19 protein-coding genes are annotated in these 25,480 nt (G+C 63.1%); 12 read left to right on the top strand and 7 right to left on the bottom strand.

Annotated features, from left to right (window positions below; all coding sequences use genetic code 11):
- The first annotated feature begins 124 nt into the window (after positions 1–124).
- The 5 genes from ACL02S_RS12715 (at position 125) to ACL02S_RS12695 (ending at position 8,029) form a co-directional block, all read left to right on the top strand.
- Positions 125–1,327 (top strand): M50 family metallopeptidase, encoded by a 1,203-nt coding sequence (locus tag ACL02S_RS12715; RefSeq protein ID WP_412802584.1) that lies wholly within the window; start codon positions 125–127, stop codon positions 1,325–1,327.
- A 504-nt stretch (positions 1,328–1,831) separates the two neighbouring features.
- Positions 1,832–3,724, top strand: a complete 1,893-nt coding sequence (gene asnB, locus ACL02S_RS12710; RefSeq protein ID WP_412802583.1) for an asparagine synthase (glutamine-hydrolyzing) — start codon at positions 1,832–1,834, stop codon at positions 3,722–3,724.
- Between the two features lie 352 nt (positions 3,725–4,076).
- The gene (gene ispG / locus ACL02S_RS12705) at positions 4,077–5,228 is read left to right on the top strand and encodes a flavodoxin-dependent (E)-4-hydroxy-3-methylbut-2-enyl-diphosphate synthase (RefSeq protein ID WP_412802582.1); all 1,152 of its coding nucleotides are present in this window, start codon (positions 4,077–4,079) and stop codon (positions 5,226–5,228) included.
- 83 nt (positions 5,229–5,311) lie between these two features.
- The gene (locus ACL02S_RS12700) at positions 5,312–6,175 is read left to right on the top strand and encodes a GNAT family N-acetyltransferase (RefSeq protein ID WP_412802581.1); all 864 of its coding nucleotides are present in this window, start codon (positions 5,312–5,314) and stop codon (positions 6,173–6,175) included.
- 78 nt (positions 6,176–6,253) lie between these two features.
- Positions 6,254–8,029, top strand: a complete 1,776-nt coding sequence (locus ACL02S_RS12695) for a penicillin-binding transpeptidase domain-containing protein (protein WP_412802788.1) — start codon at positions 6,254–6,256, stop codon at positions 8,027–8,029.
- 71 nt (positions 8,030–8,100) lie between these two features.
- On the opposite strand, the gene ACL02S_RS12690 is transcribed toward ACL02S_RS12695, so the two are convergent.
- The 3 genes from ACL02S_RS12690 to ACL02S_RS12680 form a co-directional block, all read right to left on the bottom strand.
- A complete protein-coding gene (locus ACL02S_RS12690; protein WP_412802580.1) occupies positions 8,101–9,111 on the bottom strand; it encodes a hypothetical protein in 1,011 nt (336 codons plus the stop codon).
- A gap of 366 nt (positions 9,112–9,477) precedes the next feature.
- Positions 9,478–9,669 carry a zinc ribbon domain-containing protein gene (locus tag ACL02S_RS24385; RefSeq protein WP_503129056.1) on the bottom strand — a complete coding sequence of 64 codons (192 nt, stop codon included), beginning with the start codon at positions 9,667–9,669 and terminating at the stop codon, positions 9,478–9,480.
- A gap of 38 nt (positions 9,670–9,707) precedes the next feature.
- Complete coding sequence (locus tag ACL02S_RS12680) at positions 9,708–10,205, bottom strand: peroxynitrite isomerase (RefSeq protein ID WP_412802579.1); 498 nt, start codon at positions 10,203–10,205, stop codon at positions 9,708–9,710.
- Positions 10,206–10,321: 116 nt separating this feature from the next.
- Between ACL02S_RS12680 and ACL02S_RS12675 the strand changes: the two genes are divergently transcribed.
- Positions 10,322–11,674, top strand: a complete 1,353-nt coding sequence (locus ACL02S_RS12675) for a TIGR03118 family protein (protein WP_412802578.1) — start codon at positions 10,322–10,324, stop codon at positions 11,672–11,674.
- 25 nt (positions 11,675–11,699) lie between these two features.
- On the opposite strand, the gene ACL02S_RS12670 is transcribed toward ACL02S_RS12675, so the two are convergent.
- Positions 11,700–11,918: a MerR family transcriptional regulator gene (locus tag ACL02S_RS12670; protein ID WP_412802577.1), complete on the bottom strand. Its 219-nt coding sequence runs from the start codon at positions 11,916–11,918 to the stop codon at positions 11,700–11,702.
- A gap of 180 nt (positions 11,919–12,098) precedes the next feature.
- On the bottom strand, positions 12,099–12,959 hold the full coding sequence (locus tag ACL02S_RS12665) for a helix-turn-helix domain-containing protein (RefSeq protein ID WP_412802576.1): 861 nt from the start codon (positions 12,957–12,959) through the stop codon (positions 12,099–12,101).
- 531 nt (positions 12,960–13,490) lie between these two features.
- On the opposite strand from ACL02S_RS12665, the gene ACL02S_RS12660 reads away from it, so the two are divergent.
- Positions 13,491–14,141, top strand: coding sequence for a PAS and ANTAR domain-containing protein (locus tag ACL02S_RS12660; protein ID WP_412802787.1), 651 nt, complete (start codon positions 13,491–13,493; stop codon positions 14,139–14,141).
- A 162-nt stretch (positions 14,142–14,303) separates the two neighbouring features.
- Positions 14,304–15,647, top strand: coding sequence for a diguanylate cyclase domain-containing protein (locus ACL02S_RS12655; protein ID WP_412802575.1), 1,344 nt, complete (start codon positions 14,304–14,306; stop codon positions 15,645–15,647).
- Positions 15,648–15,714: 67 nt separating this feature from the next.
- Here the strand turns inward: ACL02S_RS12655 and ACL02S_RS12650 are convergent, their stop codons facing one another.
- Entirely contained in the window at positions 15,715–19,137 is a 3,423-nt protein-coding gene (locus ACL02S_RS12650) for a protein kinase domain-containing protein (protein ID WP_412802574.1), read from the bottom strand.
- 1,321 nt (positions 19,138–20,458) lie between these two features.
- Here ACL02S_RS12650 and ACL02S_RS12645 point away from each other — a divergent pair.
- The 4 genes from ACL02S_RS12645 (at position 20,459) to ACL02S_RS12630 (ending at position 24,428) form a co-directional block, all read left to right on the top strand.
- Positions 20,459–20,902: a DUF4254 domain-containing protein gene (locus tag ACL02S_RS12645; RefSeq protein ID WP_412802573.1), complete on the top strand. Its 444-nt coding sequence runs from the start codon at positions 20,459–20,461 to the stop codon at positions 20,900–20,902.
- A 331-nt stretch (positions 20,903–21,233) separates the two neighbouring features.
- Positions 21,234–22,097 carry a type I methionyl aminopeptidase gene (gene map, locus ACL02S_RS12640; protein ID WP_412802572.1) on the top strand — a complete coding sequence of 288 codons (864 nt, stop codon included), beginning with the start codon at positions 21,234–21,236 and terminating at the stop codon, positions 22,095–22,097.
- A gap of 52 nt (positions 22,098–22,149) precedes the next feature.
- On the top strand, positions 22,150–23,709 hold the full coding sequence (locus ACL02S_RS12635) for a cobyric acid synthase (RefSeq protein WP_412802571.1): 1,560 nt from the start codon (positions 22,150–22,152) through the stop codon (positions 23,707–23,709).
- A 155-nt stretch (positions 23,710–23,864) separates the two neighbouring features.
- Positions 23,865–24,428, top strand: a complete 564-nt coding sequence (locus ACL02S_RS12630; RefSeq protein ID WP_412802570.1) for an alpha/beta hydrolase — start codon at positions 23,865–23,867, stop codon at positions 24,426–24,428.
- Here ACL02S_RS12630 and ACL02S_RS12625 read toward each other — a convergent pair.
- Positions 24,408–25,463: an alpha/beta hydrolase gene (locus ACL02S_RS12625; RefSeq protein ID WP_412802569.1), complete on the bottom strand. Its 1,056-nt coding sequence runs from the start codon at positions 25,461–25,463 to the stop codon at positions 24,408–24,410. The two genes, ACL02S_RS12630 and ACL02S_RS12625, sit on opposite strands and share 21 nt — an antisense overlap.
- Positions 25,464–25,480 lie beyond the last annotated feature (17 nt).

Genomic DNA, 25,480 nt, shown 5'->3' with positions numbered 1-25,480 from the left:
GGCACACTGAACACGCACGGCGTGTCTATGCCCCACTAGGGTGATCGAAGTGCTCGCGGCCAGGAGCGGACGCGTGCGTGCGGGATAGAACGAGCTGCGCAACCGCAGGAGGGCTGTAGAGCAAATGGTGTTCGCCGTGGGATTCGTGCTGTTCGCACTCGGTATCACGATATCGATCGCGCTGCACGAATGCGGGCATATGTGGGCCGCCCAGGCGACCGGCATGAAGGTCCGCCGCTATTTCATCGGTTTCGGACCGAAGATCTTCTCCTTCCGGCGCGGTGAGACCGAGTACGGCCTCAAAGCGCTCCCGCTCGGTGGTTTCTGCGATATCGCGGGCATGACGGCACTGGATGAACTGAGCCCGGAAGAGCTCGACCGCGCGATGTACCGCCAGGCCACCTGGAAACGGCTGTTGGTCATGTCCGGCGGCATCATGATGAACTTCCTCCTCGGGCTGGTCCTGATCGTGATACTGGCGGTCGGCTGGGGTCTGCCCAGCCTGGACCAGCCCGCGCCGACCGCATTGGGCGAGATGAGCTGTATCCGCAGCGAGCTCCCCGGCGGGATTCCGCAGGATTGCACGGGGCCCGGCCCCGCACAGCGTGATGGTCTGCAACGCGGTGATGTGGTCACCAAGGTCAACGACGTCCCAGTGGAGGAATGGCGGCAGCTCGTCGCCGAAACGCAGAAACAGGTAGGCACGATCAGGTACACCGTCGAACGCGACGGACAAACCCTGGTTATTCCGGTGACACCGGACCGGGTGATGCGCTATCCGGACGACGGCGGACCAGGGCGTGAGATCAGCGCCATCGGGGTCGCCGCGGAGTCCTACGGTCTGGTGCAGTACAACGTGCTTTCGGCGATTCCGGCTTCGGTCGCGTTCACCGGTGATCTCGCGGTCGAGACCTTCCGGTCCCTTGCTCGGATGCCTGCGAAGGTGATGGACTTGTGGGAGGCCGTCACCGGGGGTGTTCGTGACCCGGAGACACCCGTCAGCGTCTACGGTGCCAGCCGCATCGGTGGCGAGACCGCTGCCGCGGGTCTGTGGCAGATATTCATCCTGCTGCTGGCGAGTCTGAACTTCTTCCTCGGCGCCTTCAATGTTCTCCCGTTGCTTCCCCTCGACGGTGGTCATATCGCGGTGGTGCTCTACGAGAAGATCCGTGACATGGTGCGTGGCCTGCGTCGACTGCCGCCGGGAGATCCGGTCGATTATCTGAAGTTGCTGCCGGTCACCTATGTGTTCGTGGTGCTCGGTGGCGCCTATATGTTGCTGACACTGACGGCGGATATCGTCAACCCGATAGAGCTGTTTCCGTAACCTACTGGAATCTTTTTCGTGATCGGCTCGTACGGTTTCGTGTGCATATAGAAATCCGAGTTCGCTGTCCCCGTGGTTTTCTGCTGCAGCAGATGACTCATAAGACGATCGATCCTGCTATTACTCTCGCTTTTTCTTGTGTTCTGGATGATCGAATCGATCAGGGGCATGTATGAGGGAATTACGAATGTGCCGTGTATGTGGTGCGGTCGAGTACGGGCGCCGCTGCGCCCTGGCTTCGCTACCGTGGCATCGATCTCATCGTTGGTGAATTCAGTGAGCCGCTACAGGCAGGGTGGCTCGACATCGGCGAACTCATCTGTTGCAGAACGATTCTGCCGGACCCTGGCCGATTGATGTCAGGCGATCCGGATCTTTCCGTTCGGATGATCTTTATGAACCATAGAATGGTGGTCGTAAAGCTGTCGGCAGGCTGAACGTACCGGCGTATGGGCGACAGCTGTGTGTTGGTTGCCGAATGAATGTAAGGAAAGGGTATCTCGGATGTGCGGTATAAATGTTGTCGTATCGTGGTGTGCGGATATCGGCTCGGCCGAGATATCCGATCTGCTCGGTGATATGAATAGTTGTCTTGCTCATCGTGGTCCTGATGATGCGGCGGTCTGGGTAGAGGGCAATGTCGGTGTAGGGCATACACGGTTGAAAGTCATCGACTTGGAGGGCGGGCAGCAGCCTGTTGTCGGTGAACGGTATGTTCTCGTATTCAACGGCGAGATATACAACTACCTCGAGTTGCGTGAGGAACTGCGGGAGCTGGGCTACGAGTTTCGGGAGCACGGTGATACCGAGGTATTGAGTATCGCATTGGAGTGCTGGGGTGAAGGTGCGGTCGATCGTTTGAACGGCGATTTCGCATTCGTGCTGCTCGATCGCGTGGACAATACCATCCTGATGTGCCGGGATCGGCTGGGTGTCAAACCACTGTACTTCAAGGACGGACCCCGCTGTACCATCATTTCTTCGGAGCCGAAAGGGATACTCGCCGCCGAAAAGCGCCTCGATCCTGCTTCGGTGCCTGTGCTGAACCGAATGGCTTTAATGCAATCCATGCTCTATGGAACCCCTGTTCCACCGACAACTTTCTTCGAGGGCATCGAGGCGCTCCGCGGTGGTGAATTCGTTTCGCTGTGCCTCCGGACCAGGCGTGTACGCCGTACCCGATACTGGGACTTCGCCGACGGCGACAATGCCGATAGCCGGCCAGCCGCACTCGGGAGAATAAGTGGCCTTCTGGAAGACTCTGTCGCGTTGCGGATGCGATCGGATGTCGATTATTCGTTGATGTTGAGTGGTGGTCTGGATTCTTCACTGGTGGCGTATCTGGCCGGTGCGAGAGAAGGCGGTACCCGTGCGTATACCATCGGTGATCACAAGGAGCGGGAACATTCCGAGAAGAGTCTTATGACCGGATCGGATCTCGTTTACGCGCGCACAGTAGCCGCGGAGGCCGGGCATGCGTTGAAGGAGTTCGATCTGGACGGTGGCGCTGTCTCGTATGTGCGGCGCTGCGCGCTGGCGCGGGACAGCGTGGTGACAATCGCCAGTGAGGTTTCGATGATGAAGCTCTTCGAGAAGGTCACGGAATCCGATACTGTGGTTCTTTCGGGGGAGGGTGCCGATGAAGTGTTCCTCGGCTACTACTGGCAAACCGACAGGGGAAAAATATCTCCGTATTTTGCTTCGCAGCGTGCGCTACTGGGTTTCATACTGCTGAACCCTGGATTCATGAATCTTCGGCGTGCTAGTGCCGAAGCGCGCAGGCATTTCGATGAGGAAATCTCTCGTCTGCCGCGGGGGATCAGAGAAGACAACAGCAGAATGATGCATTATCTGCAACTCAGGTTGATATTGCCTTATCTCCTGGACCGCGCCGATCGCCTCAGTGCGGCGCATTCCCTCGAGCTCCGTGTCCCATTCTGCGATCATCGACTCGCCGAATATGTATTCGGTCTCCCTGCCGAGCACAAATATACCGAAGAAGAGAAGAAGATTCTTCGTGATAGTTTTGCCGGTCGATTCAATGACGATGTAATCTATCGTAAGAAGAGCATGTTTCCCTACTCGGAAGATGCTGCCTATCTCGAGGAAATGCGTAGTGAGGTGGCGAGGATCCTTGCCGATAATCGCAAGCGAGGTGGGATAGTTTCGCAAGTCTATCGGACATCTTTTATTCAGTTGTTGGGTACTCGGTTTCTGGGCACTCCAGTTCTATTCCGCTTGCTGATTCGGGTAGTGGGTACGTACTATACGCAGGCGTTCATGTGTCAGATCATCTCGATCGATACGCTCGAACAAAGATATGGTCTCACTGTGCAGGGCGGATCGAAGAAAAAGAGTGGATCGTTCCTGCGTAGGCTTATCGGCCGAATTCGATAGAAATGTATTCCTGATATGATGACGGTTTCCTCGAAACGGCCCTCGCTCGGCGATCGAGGAAGAGGCGATCGAGGAAGAGCTGCCAGAATTACGCCGCAGTGGCGATTCGACCGCACACCTGCTGTTCACTTCGGCCGGTGATTCTGCCGCAGGAACGATACGGCCGTAGGCTCGGGCTGTCGGCGGACCAGGCTGTGGTCAACCAGTGGTCTGCCGGTTGACCACAGTGCGCGACGTATTCTGTCGCAGTCGAGCGGGACATGCTGTCGTCGCTGTCACAGAGTGGGTGTGCTGCGCCACGGCTAGACTCGGCACCACATGGGCCGGACACAACGAAAGTAGGCAGCCGAAGGTGACCAGCACAATCGGATTGGGGATGCCGACCGCTCCTGCGGCCGTGCTCGCTCCGCGGCGCAAGACCCGCCAGCTCATGGTGGGTGGTGTCGGAGTGGGTAGTGATCATCCGATCTCGGTGCAGTCCATGACCACGACCAAGACGCACGATGTGAACGCCACCCTGCAGCAGATCGCGGAGCTGACCGCCTCGGGGTGCGATATCGTGCGGGTGGCCTGTCCGCGGCAGGAGGACGCGGACGCGTTGGCCACGATCGCGCGGAAATCCCAGATTCCGGTGATCGCCGATATTCATTTCCAGCCGCGTTATATCTTCGCCGCGATCGATGCCGGGTGTGCCGCGGTGCGGGTCAACCCGGGCAACATCAAGGAGTTCGACGGCAGGGTCGGCGAGGTCGCCAAGGCCGCGGGTGCCGCGGGGATCCCGATTCGCATCGGTGTGAACGCCGGTTCACTGGACAAGCGCATGCTGGAGAAGTACGGCAAGGCCACACCGGAGGCGCTGGTGGAATCGGCGTTGTGGGAGGCGAGTCTGTTCGAGGAGCACGGGTTCGGCGATATCAAGATCTCGGTCAAACACAACGATCCGGTGATCATGGTGGAGGCATACCGCCAGTTGGCAGCGCAGTGCGACTACCCACTGCATCTCGGTGTCACCGAGGCGGGGCCGGCGTTCCAGGGCACGATCAAATCGGCGGTGGCGTTCGGTGCGCTGCTGTCGGAGGGGATCGGCGACACGATCCGGGTGTCGCTGTCGGCGCCCCCCGCCGAAGAGGTCAAGGTCGGCGGGCAGATCCTGCAGTCGTTGAACCTGCGCCCGCGCAAGCTGGAGATCGTGTCGTGCCCGTCCTGCGGCCGTGCCCAGGTGGACGTGTACACGTTGGCCGATGAGGTGACCGCGGGCCTGGAGGGCATGGAGGTGCCGCTGCGGGTAGCTGTCATGGGGTGTGTGGTGAACGGTCCCGGCGAGGCGCGTGAGGCCGATCTCGGCGTGGCTTCCGGTAATGGCAAGGGGCAGATTTTCGTCAAGGGCGAGGTCATCAAGACGGTTCCGGAAGCGATGATCGTGGAAACCCTCATCGAAGAGGCTATGCGTCTCGCCGAAGAGATGGGTGAGACCGCGGGCGAGCCGGTGGTCACCGTCGGCTGAACAGCCCTCGGCGATCCACATCGTCTACCTGTTATTTCGGTATGTTGATACCGCGCGGCGCCAGTTCATGGCAGGCTGGCATCGTGCGGAGTCTGTTGGTGCCGACGCGACGGGCCGGATACGCCCCCGTACGGCAGCTCACCAATCAGGACCTGGCGCAGGTTCTGCGAGTGCTGGATGCCGATCCGGTGGTTTCGTGCATGATCGCCGCCCGGTTACAGGAGTTCGGTATCGATGCCAGGTGTGGTCAGGGGGAACTCTGGACCAGGGATGACCCTGGGACATCATTGTGCTTCTCCGGTGCGAATCTGGTGCCGTTACGGGGTGACCGCAGTGCACTGCGCGCGTTCGCCGACCGGGCGTTGCGCTGGCCTCGCGTCTGTTCCTCGCTGGTGGGGCGTAAGGAACTGACCCTGCCGTTATGGGAGATGTTGGCCGAGCACTGGGGTCCGGAACGAGAGCTGCGTGCGGATCAACCGCTGCTCGCCCTCGCTCGGCCGTCGCTGATCAGGCCCGACCCGCAGGTCCGCCGGGTGCGGCCGGATGAATTCGATCGTTACCTGGTGGCTGCGATCGCCATGTTCATCGCTGAGGTCGGTGTCGATCCGCGTACCTGCGATGGTGGGCGCGGATACCGGCGCCGCATCCAGAGCCTGATCGAATCCGGCCGCGCCTGGGCCCGCTTCGAAGACGGAGAGGTTGTTTTCAAGGCGGAGGTCGGCGCGTTGTCCCAGCGTACCGGCCAGATCCAGGGGGTATGGGTGCATCCGGACCATCGTGGGAAAGGTCGTGGTACCGCGGGCACCGCGGCGATCGCGAACGCGGTGGTCGCCTCGGGGCGTACCGCGAGCCTGTACGTGAACGACTACAACTGGATCGCCCGCCGCATCTACAGCCGGATCGGGTTCCGTCAGATCGCGACCTTCGCCACCGTCCTGGTCGACTGATCGACCGCGACGAATTTCTGGTGCCGCGGGAATCCGCCTGTTCATCGGCCACTACTATCGGGTCGGGTGTCGACTCGGATGCTGCTGCTGCTTCCTGTCGTGGTGTTCGCGATGTCCACCTCCGGGTGCGTGAGCGGGCCGCCAGGGCCGGTCTTCGTCGCGGACGCGTTCGTCAAGGCTTTCGCCGAGCATCGCTTGGACTCCGCTGCCGAACTCACCAATCTGCCCGAGCAGGCAGGTGCCGCATTGCATTCGGCGTGGGACCAGCTGCAAGCCGAACAGCTCATCGCGCATACCGGCACCGTGCGGGTGAACGGTGACACCGCGACCGTCGCGTACACCTATCAGTGGCAGTTGCCGAGGCACCGAGTGTGGAGCTATTCAGGGCATCTGCAGATGGGTCGCAGTGGCGGGCGCTGGATGGTTCGTTGGACCTCTTCGAATATCCATCCGGAACTCGGCGACACCCACACTATGGCGTTGCGGTCCAATCCGCCGCCACGCGCGCGGGTAAACGAACACTCCGGCAGCGATGTGCTGGTGCCAGGCACAGTGCACCGGGTGGCCTTCACCGCCGCGGAGGCGCCGAATGCCGTGGCGGTCGCGGGCACGCTGGCCGCGACGCTGAATCGTTTCGACATATCTTTGACCGCCCGATCGATCCTCGACGCGGCGCGCCGGACCGACAGCGCACACCCTGTCGCGCTGCTCAGTGATCACGAAGCCGGACAGGTGGCTACTGATCTCACCGGACTGCCCGGCGTCACGGTGACCCCCCAGTGGGACCTGGTCGCCACCGACCGCGATTTCGCTCCGGAACTGCTCGCTCAGGTGCGTGCGACGGTGATCGAGAAGGTAGACGGTACGGCGGGCTGGAGTGTGGTCACTGTGAACGCCAACGGCGTCGATACCAGGGTGCTCACCGAAGTACTCGCGCAACCAGCGCCGTCGTTCACCCTCGGCCTCGACCGCACAGTGCAGAACGCCGCCCAGCATGCGGTGGATTCCAGAATCGAGCAAGCTGTCATGGTGCTGTTGCGTCCGTCCACCGGCGCGATTACGGCGGTGGCACAGAACAACGCCGCCGACCGCGACGGGCTGATCGCCACGATGGGCCGGTATCCGCCTGGTTCGGTATTCAAGACTGTGACCGCCGCTGCCGCGATATCGGTCGGGCTCGCCACCCCGGACACCGTTCTGCCGTGTCCGAGCCGGATCCGTATCGGGGAGCGGACCATCCCCAACCACCACCGGTTCACGGCAGGCAGTGTGCCGATGTCCATCGCCTACCAGCGATCCTGTAATACGTCATTCGCTGAACTCGCCAGTCGTCTGCCCGGTGCCGCGCTGCCCGATACCGCGGCGAAACTCGGTGTCGGGCTTGATTACTCGGTGGCCGGTTTGCCTATGGCATCCGGTTCGATACCACCAGCCGATGACCTGGTCCAGCGCATCGAGGATGGTATCGGTCAAGGCCGGGTAGTGGTTACTCCGTTCGAAATGGCGCTTATGGCGGCGACCATCGCGCAGGGCTCGGCGCCGGTGCCCTATCTGATCGAGGGATGGCCCACCGAGGCCGATGGCGACCGCTCCGGTATCGCCTCCGATGTGCTCGAGGGAGTGCGGCTGATGATGCGGAGTGTGGTCACCGGTGGCACGGCCGGACGGATCGCCGATCAGGGCGAGGTGTACGGCAAGACCGGTGAAGCGGAAACCGAGGGCGGATCGCACTCCTGGTTCGTCGGTTTCCGCGGTGACCTCGCATTCGCCACCTTGCTGGTCGAGGGCGGCAGTTCCGATAATGCCGTCGAGGTGACCCGGACGATGTTCGCGGCATTGCCCGCTGGGTACTGATGTGCTCGCGCTGCGCGCGCCGTGTCTCCCTGAGTGCAGGCCCCTCGCGGTCGCAGACCGGGCGGGGCGGGTCATATCCGTTCGGCCGAGGCGATCAGCAGATGTTCCAAACCGGCTGTTCGGTCGGAGTGGGTGCCGATACCGAGCACCGCGACGAATTCACGATCACCAGTACGCTGCTGCAGCGGATGCCAATAGTTGGCGAGATACCATCCGGCTCCGGCGGTACCGCGTGAACCCAAGCCCGCGCAATATATCCAGTACCGGTCGGGGTGTAGTTCCGGGTTCGGCCGCACGCGCGCGATGATGCCGACATTGCGGTCGTCGCTCGCGGTATACCGGCTGCCGTCGGTCAACTGCAGTTGCATAGCGCAGGAGCGGTTCTCCGCAGTGCTGTAGCGGATGGTGAACAGCGGAAGCTCGACGGTATCGAGATACATATGGGTGCAGTCGTTATCGGTGAGTCCGAAGCTGATGTACGGGCGATCGCGATGTGCTACGACATTGCGGTCGCTTTGGATGTCGATCGGAATGCTGGTGTGGCGTTGCAGCAGTGATAGGACATACAGCAGTCCACGAAGATCGTCTTCTGCCACCACGGAGGGGACATCGATATGGTGGCGGTCGGCGAACAGGCTGTGGGGTTTGCCGAACGTATGCCTATGGGTGCTCTCCGCTGCTTGCCGTGCATCTGTGGCCGCATCGGTCAAGCCGAATGCCGGATACACCATAGTGATACCGCTAGTAGCCATTTCGGTTCCGAGGAACGTTTCCAGCCGAACCTCGGGATCGGGAAGACGTGCCCGCTGCCACCGAGTCCCAGGTGTTGCCGAGTCGGCCGTCTGAAACAGTTCTTCTATCGTCCAACCAGGGAACATCTGTTCCAGCACCCGACAGTGATAGTTACGCGGGAGCCCGACCATGCGCCCCGACAGCCACTGGTAGTACTGCGCTTTCGCCGGACCGTACCCCGGGGGAATGGGTGGGTCGAGCTGTGCGGCATAGCTGTCGTAAGCGGCAAGGAAATCCGGGTGACTTTTGAGATGCCGCTCTGCCAGCAGGATCTTCAGTACGGTCGCCAACGTACACCCCTTACCAAGGCAGCTGCTGTTCGCGATGGCGGAAATCGGTTGATAGGCGCATACGCGTGATCAGTCCGGCCTGCCGGCGACAGTGTGCCGCGGGCACAGCAGCTGCCTCCTTGTTGCTGTGGTGCTGGTTTCTCCGTGCCGGGGGGTGCTCGATCAAGTTGGCGGCCCGGCTCTTTCCATTAACACCCAGGTACCGGCGCTTGGGCAATGTGTCGTACGATCCGTTTTCGTCTGTTTTTCGGATTGTTGCCGAGCAGTTGACAGCCCTCGGCATTGACTTCCCCTCCCGCTTGAAGGCGGGAGTTTCCCAGGTTCACACCCGAGGTTTCCTGTTTCACCGACAGTCGCCTCCCTACATCAATTGTGGGGCGGTCTCGCACCATCTCCGCAGGCTTCGACGGCCAGCCCGGCCGCAAGAATATTCCTCGCCGCATTCACATCCCGATCGTGGCAAGCCCCACATGGGCATTCCCACTCATTGGCGATCTTCTCCCCGGTCGAGAACGTGTACAGGCTGCTGAGCCCAGCGTCCACGCCCACAGAACTCATCCGCCGCGGATCCACCGTGCGGGGATGGCACTCCTGGGTCAATTCCGGCGTAAGGTGGCGGCGAGGTGATGTCGCAGTGGTTCGCCGACCGCCGCCATGCGCAGTGTGTAGTCGATGGTGTCACCGGACAGGTGGATCGAGCGGCTCAGGGCGGTGACGATTTTCGCGGTGCTGCTGCGACCGATATCGGTGGAGTCGAGCTCCATGTGCAGCGCGCCGTCCTCGACGGCGAAGGAACCCTCGCAGATTTCGGTGATCCCGGTGGGATGGGCGAGGATCAATTCGATGCGGCCGGGGTGCGGACAGCGCAGATAGCCGGTTTCGCTGTGCAGCGGTCTGCCGTCGTCGGTGGCGCGGGTTTTCTGCTGGTACATGAGGAATGGCCGGCCGAGATGGCCGAATCGGATTTCCTCGACATAGCTGAATGGCTGAATGGTCGGGTACTCACCGTGTCCGTTGCCGCGCCAGCTGCCGAGCAGGGGCGTGAGCGGAGCGATATCGGGATGCGGGGCGACGGGAGGCTGGGATTCGACCACGGCGGACAGCCTAACCCGTGGTCGGCCTATCGCTCCGGTGCTCCCGCCACGTAGGCACAGTAATGTCGGTTTCACCCGATCGAAACGGGTGTGTGGCCGGAAAGGAAGCAGGAACGTTGAACGGATGGTGGAAGGCGCGCCGTGGCGTTGTGCCTCGACTGCGCACCCGAAACGGTGTGCTGCGCGCATCGGGGCTCGGCTTGGCGCTGATTGTCGCTACAGCGTGTGCGGACGCGACACCGGATGAGGTGTCCGCGCTCGATGGCAACAGATACGTCCGAACCGATCTCGTGGCCACCGATGCGGACTACGAAGCGCAGCTCACCATCCCGGATATGGTGAATGCCTGGGGAATGGCGAACCGTCCGCGCGGTGCGGGCGGGCACTTCTGGGTGGGTGCCGGAGGCGCGTCGTTCCAGTTCGTCGGCGACGTCACCGGCTCGCCGGATGAGGAAATGCGCGAGCTCTTCCGGGATCCGTTGCAGATCGTCACCATTCCCGGCGCCGACGCCGATACCTCGGACGAGAGTGCGGGCAAGACCACCGGCGTCGTCTACAACCCGGCGCCGATCAACTCCGATCTGTTCTTCGTCCGCGACCAGCCGGTCGCGGCGGAAGGCGGACCGCTGAACGGCTCGGCGCGCTTCATTTTCGCCACCGACTCCGGCACGCTCTCCGCGTGGACCGAGCAGGGCTTCGAAGGACGGACCGTACGCCACGACGGCCCTGCTGTTCTGGTCTTCGACGGCAGGCCGCAGGGTATGCAGTTCTTCGGCATCGCGCTGACTCCCTCCGGCGATAAGCTGCTGGCCGCCGATTTCGGTGCCGACCCGCAGATCCGGACATTCGACAAGAACTGGCAGTTGATCCCGACCACGGGTTTCGCCAACCCCTTCGCCACCGGCGACGCGATCGATCCGGCCGCACCGGAGCAGGGGAGGAAGGCCGAGCCGGGCGATCCCGCGCCGTTCAATGTCGCGACCATCGGTGACCGGGTCTTCGTCACCTACGCCGTAACTCAGCCGGATGAGCAGGATCCGACCGCGTTCGACGCGGGCGAGGAGGATTCGCTGGACCAGAACGAGGAAAAGAACACCGGCGGTAAACCGAACAAGGGCAAAATCGCCGAGTTCGACGCCAACGGCAAGCTGGTGCGCATCCTCGATGACGGCAAGCGCCTGAACGCGCCATGGGCGGTTACCGTGGCGCCGGAGGGCTTCGGCCCGCTCAGCGGAAAACTGCTGGTGGGCAACTTCGGTGGCGCCGGACATGTGCTCGCCTATGACGACACCACCGGAAAGTTCGCCGACTATCTGCGGGATACCGACGGCGAGCCGGTCGCCATCGAAGGGCTGTGGGCGCTGATGTTCGGCAACGGCGAGAGCCTGGGAGACGCCGACTCGCTGTATTTCACCGCGGGACCGGATGACGAGAAGGCCGGTCTGTTCGGCAGATTCCGTCTGAAGTAATCGCGGGGCATGCGACAGCGGCCCGCTACCGGATGGTGCGGGCCGCTTGTCCTATCGGCCTCCGGTCGGCGCGGAAGCACTGGGCGCGGTGCGCCGTTCGCGGACGGCCGATGCGGTTTCCGTTAGCGCGGTACGGATGGTCGTACCCGTAGTCGTCGTAGAACCGCAATACGCTCGCTGTGAGCCCGCTGGCCCGCGCAAGCACACCGATCGTGATCAACTCTGCCGGTTCCGAATTCGCCACCCGGCCATCGTTGAGTCTCGACCTGCTCGAAGGTCGAACGCCATCGGTGGGGCAGTGCGCCGTGTGTGTCCGCTGCGGTGGTAAGGGGCCCGGCGTGCGGGCAGCCGCTGTCCGGTTGAGGTCGCCGCGGGCACGCAGATTCTCTGCCATGTCGTGGTGGGCAGCTCGCGGGGAGACCGCTCAGCCCAACCGACCCGCGGCATCGTAGATCATGGCGGCGGAATCCCGTGGACTCAGCGCCATGGCACGCAGCTGGTCGAAAATGACGCCGAAACGCCGGATCTCCGCGCGTCCCTCGATCAGTTCGTCGCCGGCGATGCCTTCGACATAGACCAATTCGGGGTCGGCGGGGTCGGGGAAGTCCAGCAGGGTGAAGGGCCCGGACATACCGGGGTGCGCGCCGGCGTCGAACGGCATGATCTGCACGATCACGTTCTTACGCTCGGTTTCCTTCAAGAGCCGTTCGAGCTGGCCGCGCATGACCGAGGGGCCGCCGACGGTGCGCCGGATCGCGGCCTCGTCCATGACTACCCAGAGTTCGAGCGGTTTTTCCTTGGATAGGTTGGCGGCGCGATCCATCCTGGCTTTCGCCCTGCTCTCCATGACCGACGCCTCCAATGCGGGCATGGAGGTGCTGATGACCGCTGTCGTGTACTCGTAGGTCTGTAAAAGCCCTGGGATGGTCGAGGTTTGGTAGTGGCGGGCCGAGCGCGCCTCTGCCTCGAAGTTGATATAGGCGGCGTATACCTCTGTCACACTGCCTTCGTAGGCCCGTGCCATACCGGGTTTCAACGCATCCGCCAGTAGCGCCAGCGCATCCTCACGTTGGGTGTTGCCGATGCCGTATAGGTCGAGCATCGCCATGAGGGTGCGGCGCTGCGGACGGGCCTGCGCGGTCTCGATCCGATACAGCGTGGTGACATTGATCCCGGTCTTCGCGCTGACCTCTTCCTTGCTGAGCTGGGCGGTTTCGCGCATCTCATGCAGCATCGCCGCGAGTCGCCGCAACCGGACGGTCAGGACGGTGCGCTTGCCTGCCATCAGAACAACCCTTTCGGTCCGCGCACTTACTGGAACGCGCTGTGGCGTTCGCGCCCGAATACGGCCCTCGTGCAGTGGGTCCGCGACGACCGTGTGGGCACAGCAACAGAGACTACCTCCAGTGATCCACGTTATGGTCAATGCTTTCCAGGAGAAATGCGCTTTCCGGAAGAAAATTTCTCAGCGCGGCACCTGGGCGGCGAACCGTGCCGGGTATCGGCTGAACAGGTATACACGTGTAATGCGTCTTCCGGCGCCTGGTGTCGACTGGCCGATCACGGCAGGAACCCTGTGCGGAGGTGTCGGATCCGGGCTCGGGGCGGCGGCTGTGCCACGTTCCGGCATCGTCCATTGCTATTGGGTAGCTATAGTGAATTTTTTGCGCATGAAAACGGAATCAGCAGCCTGGAGTGGATCTATTCAGTGTTGCTAAAAGTTTGCTACGGTTTGGCATAGAGTCGTGTTCCTGGCTGCCGTGCCTGGGTGGCGATAGATAATGATCGTGTGACCGGGACCGATTACCTCGCGTCGATGAGCGCCACCGCGGTCGATGGCGTCCTGGCGGGCACGCCGCAGCGAGTGGGTCGCTTCCGTTTCTGGTCGACAGATCAGCGATGGGAATGGTCGGACGAAGCCGCCGCGATCTACGGCTACGCCAGGGGCGCGCAGCCGAGCACCGAGTTGCTGCTGGAGCACAGACATCCGGACGACCGTACGTTGGTAACCCAGGTCGCCGCCGCCATGTGTACCGGCGAGCCGTTCTGCGCTCGCCATCGCATCATCGATACGGCCGGGCGGGTACATCACATCATCGTTGTCGCCGACCGCATGCTCGGTGAGCAGGGCGTGCTGCTCGGTGTGACCGGCTACTTCGTCGATGTGTCCGACACTCTCGAAGAGAATCGGCAGGAGATCCTCGATGGCACCCTGCCCGAGCTGATCGAGTCACGTGCGGTGATCGAACAGGCCAAAGGGGTGCTCATGGTCGTCTACGGCATCAAGGCCGAACAGGCGTTCCGGGTACTGCAATGGCGTTCTCAAGAAACCAACATCAAGTTGCGCGCGTTGGCGCAGAAATTGGTCACCGAGATTCTCGCTATGGACGGAGCTCCGGCCGCCCAGCGTGCCCGCTTCGACCACCTGCTGTTGACTATGCACGGTGGTGTCGTGGCCGCGGAGTGAAGGTAGTCCCGCCCTGCGGCGAACGATCGAGGACAGTCGGCGACCGATCGCTGGGCACTTGCCCCTGAGATCCTTCCGAGCGGAAGTACTCGACGTTCCGAGGCATGTGTGGATACGATGCCTCCGGGGGGATATCTCCGGCTTGAACGGTGAGGGGGTTGCGTGGAACAGATCGAGCTCGTCGCCCTTGCCGACGCGTGGTGGCGCACGTTGCGGACGCTCATCGTCGATTCGGTGTCCGTCTCCGATCCTGAAGTCGTGCTCCTCGGTCTGCTCGAGGATCTGGTGCTCGGCCTGGAAGCCGAAGTATTCGACGCGAGCGTCGGTGCGCGGGTTGGTGCCGGGCTGGTCTCCATGGGTGTGGTCGGTCCGACTGTGCTCAGCGCATCCGCGCAAGTGCTGTACTGGTTGGCTGAACGCAGTGCGGACCCGCGCACGGGCAGGCGGCTCGCGGCACTACTCGCCGCGGTCGGCCAAGGATACGAAACGCGGCTTTACGCCGACGGTGAGCGGCAGCCGGAAGCTGTATGCCAGGTGAACCGAGCAGCGGGCCAGGTGAACCGAGCGACGTACGAGGTCAGCCCAGCCGGGAGTGAACATTTCCGCGTCGTCTTCGACAATGCCGCGATCGCGATCGGTATCGGTGATACCGATGGAACGCTGCTGGATGCCAATCGCGGACTGGCCGAGATGATCGGGGTCCCGGTCGAAACACTCCGGGGAATATCGGTCTACGACTTCGCTCACCCCAATGACAGAGACGCCATCCGCACGTTGGTGTACGAGAAGCTGGTCCCTGCCGGAGCGGGCACGGTGAAGCTGGAACAGCGTATTCTTCGTGCGGACCACAGCTATGGATGGGCAGCCTTCGCGATCACCTTCGTCAAAGGCGCCGCCGGGCACAGCGACTATCTGCTCGCGATCGGTGAAGATGTCACCGAGCAGCACCGGATGCGGGAAGAACTGCACCGGCAGGCCCGACATGATCCGCTCACCGGGCTACCGAACCGCAGGCATCTCATCGAACGGATCGACACGATGATCGCCTGCGCCGACCACGGCGACCGCGCGGGGCTGTGTTTCGTCGACATCGATCGCTTCAAACATGTCAACGATTGCTACGGACACGGGACAGGCGACCAGATCCTCACCGCGGTCGCCGCTCGTCTGCGAGACAGCGTGCGCGACTCCAGTTGCCTGATCGCCCGGATCGGCGGTGACGAGTTCGTCGCGCTGATTCCGCCACCTGCGAGCGACCATCAGGTGGCCACTGTGGCCGATAGCTTGCTCGAGTCGCTGATCGAGCCGATCATCATCGGTGACCGGCGACTACGTATGTCCGTCAGCATCGGCGCGGTGCTCACCCCGGTCGCGGGGGCTGATGCCGAGTCGCTGCTCGACGCCGCCGACACCGGCCTCTATCGCGCGAAGGCCGACGGTAAAGGGCGGTGGGTGTTGCACATTCCGGGTGTCGGCACCACCTGCGGACCGCAGCCTGTGCCGTGATCCGCGGCGCATGAGCGTACGCGGTTGTCGTGTCGGCCGTACAGTTCGACCCCGTGCGGTATCTCGCTCAACTGTCGAGTATCCGACGCAGAAAAACGGATGGGACGATCGGCCAGTTCTCTTTCCAGCGCCCCTTCTGATTGTCGTCGTCGAGCGAGCTCAACAGCGTGGTGATCCGCGGGCCTTCGTCGAGTAGCGGGCGGATGAGGCCGACATCGGCGTAGGTGGCCAATACCGGTACGAGGGTGTCCTTCGCGGCGTCGGTCTGCTCTGCTGCCGCGAGGCAGGATGCGAGCAGCACCTGCGCCTGCGCTGCGCTGCGCGGGCGGCGAGCGGCATCGATGGAATCACGCAGTTGCTCGGCGCGGGTGATGGCGGTGGCGATCTGCGTCGCGGTGTCGGAGCGTAAGAGCAACCGGATCGTGGAATCCGCGCGCAACTCCGCGGTCATTATCGCGACACCGCTTTCCCCGACCGGGGACTCGGTGAGATAGGTGGGGGTGAGACCGAGCCGAATCTGTTCATTGGCTATCCGGGCGGCCAGCCGCGGCAGTTTCAGGGCGCGCGCGGTCTCGGCGCCTTCTTCCAGGCGCCGGGTGGCGGCTTCGAGATCACCGCGCAGGGCCTCCAGCCGAGCAGCAGTGGCGTAACTTGCCATCAGGAACGAGACGGGGCCGCCCTCGGTGCCGAGCTGCCCGGCCTCGTTCAGCAGTTGTTCGGCTACGGGGAGATAGTCGCGTTCGTAGAGCAACTCACCGAGCAGAGCGCCCGCCAAACGGGCGGCATAGGTTTTCGGGCCCGACGCGGGGGTGGCGATCTGCACCGCGTTGCGGAAGCTGTGCTCCGCGGCGGGGATATCGAGCTCTTCCCTGGCTGCGATGCCGGCCATGCTGTGGCTGTACATCAGAATGAACGAGCTGCGGGTCTCCCGGTGATAGGGGATAGCCCAATCGTGCCATTCGCGTGCTTTGTCATAATCGAACCGGCATATCGCGGCGAACGAGGCGAGATTGGCGGCCGTGCACAGCGACCATGGTCCTAGGGTGTCTGCTCGCTCCAGGCATTCGGCGACCACGGTGTCCACGTCTTCCAAGCGATCGGCGAACACCCGCTCCACCCCTTCGATGAGGTCGGCCTCCACCGCGAGATCGGCGCCTGCCGTCGTGGACTTGTCGAGTGATGCCCGGGCCATCCGCAGCGCGGCGTGTAGTTCGGTGGGTTGCCGCAGCAGGGCGTTCGCCCAGGCGACCGCGATCTGCAGTCGCGGGCGTGCGCGAGCAATCGTCGGTGGCAGTTTGGCGACCAACCCGAGAAAAGTCGCGAGCTGGGCATCTTGCACCAGTTCCCTGGCCCGTGCTTCGACCAGATCAACAGCCATTTCGCTGTCCTCGCAGGCCAGTGCGTGATCGATGGCCTCGCTGAGCATTCCGTGATCGGCGAACCAGATGGCGGCGGCGCGGTGGAGTTCGGGAACCTGTTCGGGGTGATCGCGTTCGAGGCGTTGCCGGAGGAACTCGGCGAACAGATGGTGATAGTGGAACCATTCGCCGCTGTCATCGGTCCGGCGCAGGAAAAGATTGCGGCGTTCGAGATTCTCCAGCAGCGTCTGCCCGTAGGGCATGCCGGTCAGCGCGGTGGTCAGGCTGCCGGAGATCCGTTCGGGAAGTGAGGTTTTGAGCATGATGTCGAGGAGCTCCGGCTCGACGGTATCGAGCACATTCTCGGCCAAGTACTCGGCGATGGTGTGATGACGCCCGGACAGGTGGGCGATCAGCTTTGCCGGATCGCGGTGTTCGCGCAGGGACAGCGATGCCAGCTGCAATGCGGCGGCCCAGCCTTCGGTACTGTCCCGCAGCTCGATGCTCTCCTCTTCGTCCAGGACGAGACCGCTTTGTGCCGCGAGAAACGAACGTGCCTCTTCCGCATCGAAACGCAATGCGGCGGCATCGATTTCGACGATCTCATGGCGAACCCGCATGGTGCCGAGGGGCAAACTCTCCAGGGAGCGGCTGGTCACGATGATCTGCAGGTAGTGGCAGCCCTGTTCTACCAGGAAATTCAAGGCGGTGACGGCTGCGGGGCCGGAGATCCGGTCCCAGTCGTCGATGACGAGGGCGAACCGTTCGCGGCGTTCGTGGATGGTGTTGATCAGCGTGGTGAGCACATAACGCGCGGCAGCGGCATCGCCTTCTTCGAGCATGGGCGCGAGGTCGGGTACCAGCGTGGGATCGGCCCGGTTGAACGCCTCGATCAGGTGGGTGAGTAACCAGACGATATTGCTGTCGTCGGGATCGGCGTTCATCCAGGCCACAGTGACGCCATCGGTTTCGGTGAGATGCTTGGCCCATTGTGCGGCCAGCGTGCTCTTGCCGAATCCGGCAGGAGCATGGATGACCGCGAGCCGCGGCCGTGGCTCGGCATGTAGGACGTCGAGCAGCCGATCACGCTGCACCAGGGGCCGGGTGGACATCGCTGGGCGGAATTTCGTTTCGGGTGCCTGCGGTGTTCTGAGGCGGGTCGAGGGAGATTGCGCGGTGGGGGCCGGAGGGTGTGCGTCGAGGCCGGGAAGCGCTCGGTGATCGACGGCGGGCAGAGTCATACTCTCGATCGGCATACCGTTGTGGCGCTGGATATCGCGTAACAACTCTCCGAACGCGGCGGCCGAGGGCGGACGGTCCGCCGGATTGCGCGACATACTGGCCTCGATGGCGGCGCATACCTCGTCGGGGATACCGTCGGATCGCAGATCGGGGAGTGGGTCGGCGGAGATCCTGAGAAACTGGGCGACGATCTGCTCGCCGGAGCGGCGTTCATATGCCGCGTGCCCGGTGATCATGGCGAACAGGGTCGCGCCGAGGCCGTACACATCGGAAGCCACCGACGGAATGCCGGAGCGCAGCACTTCGGGTGCGGTGAAGGCGGGGGAACCGGTAACCACACCGGTAGTGGTTTCGAAACCGCCTTCGATACGAGCGATCCCGAAGTCGGACAGTTGTGGCTCGCCATAGTCGGTGATCAGGACATTGCCCGGTTTGATATCGCGATGCAGGATACCGGCTCGGTGGGCGGTCTCCAGGGCGCCCGCCAGTTTGATGATGATGCTGATCGCCTCGGGTACCGGCAGGAAGCCCTCTCGGCGGATACGGTTGTCCAGGGAACCGCGCGAGTGATAAGGCATCACCAAGTACGGGCGCCCGCTCCAGGTGGTGCCCACCTGGAGGATCGGCACGATGTTCGGGTGTCCGGACAATGCGCCCATCGCCTGCTGTTCCCGCAGGAACCGCTCGACATTCTCCGGTTCCAGATCCGGTCGTGCGGTGAGGACCTTGACCGCGACGCTGCGATTCAGCGCGCGCTGCCGACAGCGGTAGACCACCCCGAACCCGCCCTTGCCGATCACCTCAGGGTTGTCGAGTCCCTCGCCCTCCAGCTCCTGCTCGATCCCTGGAGGCCGATTCTGCTGCGTTGTGAACGGGTCCAAACCAGTCATGGCCCTGCTCTGCGTCTGGTGGCTACGGTCCTGCGGTAGACACCAGTTTATGCCCGGTGCGTTTCGTGCCGGATTCGCACGGTCGCTACCGCCGGAGGAGTTATGCGCGGTTCGGCCGAACACTACCGTTCCTGCGGTAGCGGGCAGGCGCGGTAGCGGGTCGCGGACGATCGTATTGCCGCATGATCGCCGATGCGCGGTGGCTGGGCCGTTCCCACGACCGTGAGCGACCCGTGGAGAAATGGTGAAAGGCGCTGCGGCAATGGTTTCGGTGTCGGTTACCCCGGTGCGGTCGCCGGTATTGTCGTCGTGTCTCCAGACGTGGTCCCAGGATTATCGATGACCGTCGCTTCGGGTTCTGGTCCCTGAATGTCCGATATTTGCCGCCAATGGCCGCTATGCCCGGTTCGGGGTTATTCCGTTGGTGTGCGGTAGCGAACCCGGGGGGTCGCTCCGTGGGAGCCTGCTGGTAGCTCGCCTCGGTGACCAGGCGGATGTCCGCGGCGGTTCGGGAGGGCGCATAGGCTGCGGAATCATAGCCATTCATTGATTCTTATGATTTATGTCACTTATGTCTTGCTGTGTCGCTTCTCGGTGGTGAGTGGCTCTGCGGTGATCGGCATCCAGGTCTCGCGGATGTGCTGCGCGATATGCGCTCGGCGGCGTCGGGGGGCGGCATCGCCCTGTCCTTTCGTGCGGGGGTATGCGCCGGGATTGTCCGGAGTGCCTGCGGATGAGGACGTCGGTGCTGTTTCTGATGAACCGGCCGCGCCAGGGGATGGGAGTGCGCTGTGGTGGTCGCGTGCGTTCGAAGGTGGTCATCTTGTGTGCGGTCAGGGCTCCGGCGGTATGGGCCGATCGGGATAGGTGATCCCGGTTCGATGGCTGCACTCCGATCGTGTCGGGGCGTGGTGTGGGAATCGGGTGATGTGCCGGTACTTTCGGAGTGCGCTGTGGGAAGGCAACTCGGCATCTCGTTGAACATCCTTATCCCACAATGCAATTCGCTGATGTATAGGTAATCGCGGTAGTGGTGATCCGGAGTCGAGCCTACTGTGCAGTGCTCGGCGATGATGTCCCGCTACTGTCGGGGTCGGTAGTGGAGCCGTAATCGATTGCGGCAGGTATGCTCTGGGGCCCTCATGTCATCAGGGGAGCTTGACAGCAGAAATGCGGACGCAATCTTGCGTTCTGCCATCGGGCCGCACATTATCCAGTTAGCCTAGGTGTGACAACCGATCCGATGACCGGGATAACCGAATCGAGAGCCAATTATGTTGGTACAAAGAGCGTTGGTGTCGGGTAAACCAGAGGCGGGGCGGTGAGCGCGCCGACAGTCGGCATGCTGCCGACAGCACCGCAATTATTGTGCGCCTTCCAGGGCCGTCGTTTCCAAGATCGGGAACTACTACGGTCCGCGCATACTCTCGCCGTACTGCATCAGCATCGCGCGCAAGTGCGAGATATCGCGATGATTGCCGAAATAGACTGTCGACGCGGTGAACTCATCGATGAAATCAATGAGTGGGTCGCACAGGAACTGCCGCAGCATCGACAAGGGGCTTCACTACATACCGAAAGCCTCGGCGCAGTGGTCGACCGGATGGCGAGCAGTTGGGTGCATGCGAATCAGGTCATCCACGACGAAGGCGCGCGCAGCGACAATACCCATAAATATTGGTATCAGCTGGCCGAACTCGTGGACGGATATACCGATCTGGTTATCGATGTGGCCGGTGGCCGTCGTCGGTTGCCCGAGCAATGACCGTATTGCGGTAATGACCCTCTCTCGGCGTTAGTGCTGCCGCTACGCGGTCGCAGTTATCCGTGTGGCGATCCCCGAGTACCGAGTCGCCCCTCGTGGCGTCTTCGAACAGTTGTGGTGCGGGCACCATGTCGGCGAATACCCTGTGGAATCCTGCTCGGCGCGCGGCAGTGTTGTGCGGATGGCGGGGTGCGGATAAGCGGGGTGGCGCCTGGCCTGCGCGGCAGTGTGCTGTGGTCGGCTTACCGGATACCGTGATCGGGCCATAGCCGGGTAGTGGGATTCCGGCCGGTCTCCGCGCCGGTCCGGTCGTCCCATTACGCTGTTTGCTATGTCTGTCCGTACTCGTAAGCCGCTCGTTCCCGGCACACTGTCACCCATTCGTGAAGTTCCGCGCGCTATCGAGCGTCCGGAGTACGCATGGAAGAAGACCGCCAACGAGGGGAATGAGCCCTGGGTACAGAGCGCGGAGACGATCGAGAAGATGCGGATCGCGGGCAAGATCGCCGCGCAGGCATTGGCAGAGGCCGGTAAAGCGGTCGCGCCCGGTGTCACCACCGACGAACTGGACCGCATCGCGCACGAGTACATGTGCGACCACGGCGCGTATCCGTCGACTCTCGGTTACAAGGGATTTCCGAAATCCTGCTGTACCTCTCTGAACGAGGTGATCTGTCACGGCATCCCGGATTCCACGGTGATCCAGGACGGTGACATCGTCAATATCGATGTCACCGCCTATATCCACGGTGTGCACGGTGACACCAACAAGACCTTCCTCGCCGGAGCGGTCGACGAGCAGGTACGGCTGCTCGTGGAGCGGACCGAAGAAGCCACCAACCGGGCCATCAAGGCGGTCCGGCCGGGCCGGGCGCTCAATGTGATCGGCCGGGTGATCGAATCCTTCGCCAACCGTTTCGGTTATGGCGTGGTGCGCGACTTCACCGGGCACGGTGTCGGCCCCACATTCCACAGTGGCCTGGTCATCTTGCACTACGACCAGCCCGCGGTGCAGTCCATCCTGGAACCGGGGATGACATTCACCATCGAACCGATGATCAACCTCGGCGGTATCGACTACGAGATCTGGGACGATGGCTGGACTGTGGTCACCAAAGACCGCGCATGGACCGCGCAGTTCGAGCACACACTGGTGGTCACCGAATCGGGGGCCGAGATCCTGACGCTGCCGTGACCGGTGCCTCGGTCGCCCGGATACCTTCGCCCGGAGCCTGGGCCCGCCTGCGATGAAGGGCGCGCTGTTGGTCGCGGGAACCACCTCGGATGCGGGAAAGAGCGTTGTGGTGGCCGGAATCTGCCGGATGCTGGCCAGGCGTGGTGTGCGCGTCGCGCCGTTCAAGGCGCAGAACATGTCCAATAACTCTGTAGTCACCCTCGACGGCGGGGAGATCGGCAGGGCGCAGGCCCTGCAGGCGCGGGCCTGCGGCCTCGAACCGAGTGTGCGGTTCAACCCGGTACTGCTCAAGCCGGGCAGTGATCGGCGCTCACAGTTGGTGGTGCGGGGGCGAGCGGTCGGGACTGTCGGCGCCGCGGACTATATCCGGCATCGGCGGGAGTTGCGCGCCGTCGTCGCCGCCGAGCTCGCCGCACTGCGCGCCGAGTTCGATGTGGTGATCTGCGAGGGTGCCGGTTCGCCCGCCGAGATCAACCTGCGCGCCACGGATCTGGCGAATATGGGTCTCGCTCGCGCCGCGCGGTTACCGGTGCTGCTGGTCGGTGATATCGATCGCGGCGGCGTGCTCGCCCATCTGTTCGGTACCCTCGCGATCCTCGAGCCCGAAGATCAGCGCTTGATCTCGGGTTTCGTGATCAACAAGTTCCGTGGCGCGCGCGAGTTATTGCGCCCGGGGCTGGACCGGCTCACTGAACTCACCGGCCGCCCCACTGTGGGAGTGCTCCCCTACGCCGAGGATCTCTGGATCGACGCGGAGGACTCGCTCGGTACCCTCGCCGACGCCCCGGTCGGTCGTCCCAGCCCCCCGGTGGGCACGGAATGGCTGACCGTCGCCGCGGTGCGATTGCCGCGTATCTCCAACTCCACCGATGTGGAGGCGCTGGCCTGCGAGCCGGGTGTCGCGGTGCGGTGGGTGAGCGATCCGTCGCGGCTGGCCGGGGCGGATCTGGTGGTTGTGCCGGGCAGTAAGGCGACGGTATCGGATCTGCGCTGGTTGCGGCGTACCGGGATCGCCGACGCATTGCGAGCGCGTGCCGCCGCGGGCGGGCCGATCCTGGGGATCTGCGGGGGATACCAGATGCTCGGTACCCGGATTATCGACCATGTCGAGTCCGACGTCGGGGAGGTCGAAGGACTCGGATTATTCGATCTGACAATCGAATTCGCCGAATCCAAGGTCCTGCGCCGCAGCGCGGGGTGTGCCGAGGGGATTACCGTGCACGGCTATGAGATCCACCATGGTCGTGTCGTGCATCGAGGTGACCCGGCATGGCTCACTGTCGAGGGCGAGCCGGAGGGCAGCGCCCGTGGTGCGGTATGGGGCACCCACCTGCACGGGTTGCTGGAGTCGGACCAGTTGCGCCGCAGCTGGCTGCGTACGGTTGCTGTAGCCGCTGGGCGAACGGGTTTCGTTGTCGCCGAAGATATTTCGGTCGACGCGGTGCGTTCTGCGCAACTCGATCTGCTGGCTGATCTGGTGGAAGACCACCTCGATATCGCGGAGCTGGAGCGTTTGCTCAGTACCGGCGCGCCCACCGACCTGCCGACTTTGGCCACCGATGCCGTACCCGCTGGTGGTCCGGCAACTCGACAGGACATGGGCGTGATCTGATTGTTATTTCTGATAACGAGGAGATGGGTCGGCGCCTTCGATAGCAAACGGCACCTCCTATAGCAGTTGGATGAACGGGCCGGAATCCGGACGCTCGCGGGGGTGGGCACGTGTCCCGCCACTCGGTTCCGGCGATCCGTGTAGCGTGATTCGGCATGAGATCTCGGCAGATCGCGGTGGGTGACCAGGCGTGGACCGTGCGGATCGATGGACCGGAGTCCCGACACAGTGTGCTGCTGCTGCCCGGGGCGGATGATGTGCCGGACGTCTACGACCAGGTATGCGCTCGTCTGCACACCTCGGATCTGCGCACTTTCGCGCTGGAGTCGATCGAGGGCCTCGACCCGGACCGCCTGACCGCGATTCTGGACGAACTGGGATTGCCGTGGGTGCACATCGCCGGATGCGGTTCGGGTGCGGTACTGGCCTGGCAGGCCTGTGCGCGCGGATTCGGCCGGTTCCAGAGTCTGGTCGTCGCCGATCACGGGCATCCAGCCGTGCCAGGTGCCGACGGTACGGTGCTGGACGCGACAACCGGCCCGGTGGAGGTGCCGACCACATTGCTGGTTACCAAGAACCTGCCGAGGTCGGTGGCCGACACCTCCGGGCGGTTCGTCTACGGCGAATTCCGGGTGGTCGAGGTCGACGTCGCCGATGTGGCCGCCGAAGCGGGCCACGAACTGGCCACCGAGATCGTGCTACGCACCAGCTTCTGGTGACCTCCGGTAGTCCGCCAGCCAGTCCAGCCAGCTGTTCACCTCGGCGAACGCCTTGGCGCGCGGTTCGGGGCCGGACAGGAATATGTCGTGCACGGCGCCGTCGATCGGCACGATATTGGTGCGGTCGCCCAGACAGCCCGACCAGCGCTGGATCTGTTTGACGTCGAGCACCGCGTCGGCGACGGCTACGGAAGGGCCGTATTTCCTGGCGAACTTGCTGATCCGGGAGCGCAGGATCAGGGTAGGCACCCCGACCTCCAGACCTTCTTGTAACTGCAAATGTCCCGTGCGGATGGCGCTCAGCCAGTCGAACCGGACCGGGAAGCCGTGTAACGGTTTCCAGTCCAGGTTGTAGTCCCATTCGCCTGCCGAGGAGCGATGGAGGCTGTCGCCGTATGTGCTGATCTTGGTGCCGGGCAGCAGGGTCTTCCCGCGAACTCGCCCGATCGTCTTGATGAGTACTGTTCCTAAGCCCCGGTAGAACGAGGGCCCCTGCAGATCGAACCACGGACTGTTGAGCACCAGCCCGGTGATCCCCGCGGCGGTCGCTCCCCGGGTGCGATTGACTCGATCCAGCCACAGCGACATGACCAGACCGCCGGTGGAGTGTCCGTTGAGTACCACCGGAGCGCCGGTCTCGGCCCGGATGATCCGCAGCGATTCGTTCAGTTCCTGGTCGTAGAGCGCGAGATCTGTCACATAGTGCGGGGTGTGCCCCTTGCGTCGGGATCGGCCGCACTTGCGCAGGTCGAGCGCGTAGAACTGGAACCCGCGCGCAGCGAAGTGCTCGGCGAGGTGCTCTTGGAAGAAGTAATCGGTGAATCCGTGGACATAGAGCACCGCGCCCGCGGTGTGTGCGACGGCACCGTTGGGTACATAGCGAACCAGTGTGGCGACCACGTCGCCTTCGCCGTCGGGATCAGGGCCCAGCGGGATCGTGCGTTGCTGGTAATGCGGGCCGAGGATGTCAGGCTGCCAGCCTCCATCATCCGGGGAGTCCTGGATCGGCTCGACAAGTGGCTGTTCGTTCGTCACGCGACCAATCTATGGGA

The organism is Nocardia spongicola, from assembly GCF_047200775.1.
GTDB lineage: Bacteria > Actinomycetota > Actinomycetes > Mycobacteriales > Mycobacteriaceae > Nocardia.
The sequence above is the reverse complement of the archived record's forward strand: the minus strand, read 5'-3'. Positions and strand labels throughout refer to the sequence as shown.

Coding starts and splice junctions, on each gene's coding strand:
- map (WP_412802572.1), top strand. CDS start 21,234: ATGTCTGTCCGTACTCGTAAGCCGCTCGTTCCCGGCACACTGTCACCC.
- ACL02S_RS12630 (WP_412802570.1), top strand. CDS start 23,865: ATGAGATCTCGGCAGATCGCGGTGGGTGACCAGGCGTGGACCGTGCGG.
- ACL02S_RS12715 (WP_412802584.1), top strand. CDS start 125: ATGGTGTTCGCCGTGGGATTCGTGCTGTTCGCACTCGGTATCACGATA.
- ACL02S_RS12635 (WP_412802571.1), top strand. CDS start 22,150: ATGAAGGGCGCGCTGTTGGTCGCGGGAACCACCTCGGATGCGGGAAAG.
- ACL02S_RS12650 (WP_412802574.1), bottom strand. CDS start 19,137: ATGACTGGTTTGGACCCGTTCACAACGCAGCAGAATCGGCCTCCAGGG.
- ACL02S_RS24385 (WP_503129056.1), bottom strand. CDS start 9,669: ATGAGTTCTGTGGGCGTGGACGCTGGGCTCAGCAGCCTGTACACGTTC.
- ACL02S_RS12665 (WP_412802576.1), bottom strand. CDS start 12,959: ATGGCAGGCAAGCGCACCGTCCTGACCGTCCGGTTGCGGCGACTCGCG.
- asnB (WP_412802583.1), top strand. CDS start 1,832: ATGTGCGGTATAAATGTTGTCGTATCGTGGTGTGCGGATATCGGCTCG.
- ACL02S_RS12660 (WP_412802787.1), top strand. CDS start 13,491: ATGAGCGCCACCGCGGTCGATGGCGTCCTGGCGGGCACGCCGCAGCGA.
- ACL02S_RS12695 (WP_412802788.1), top strand. CDS start 6,254: ATGCTGCTGCTGCTTCCTGTCGTGGTGTTCGCGATGTCCACCTCCGGG.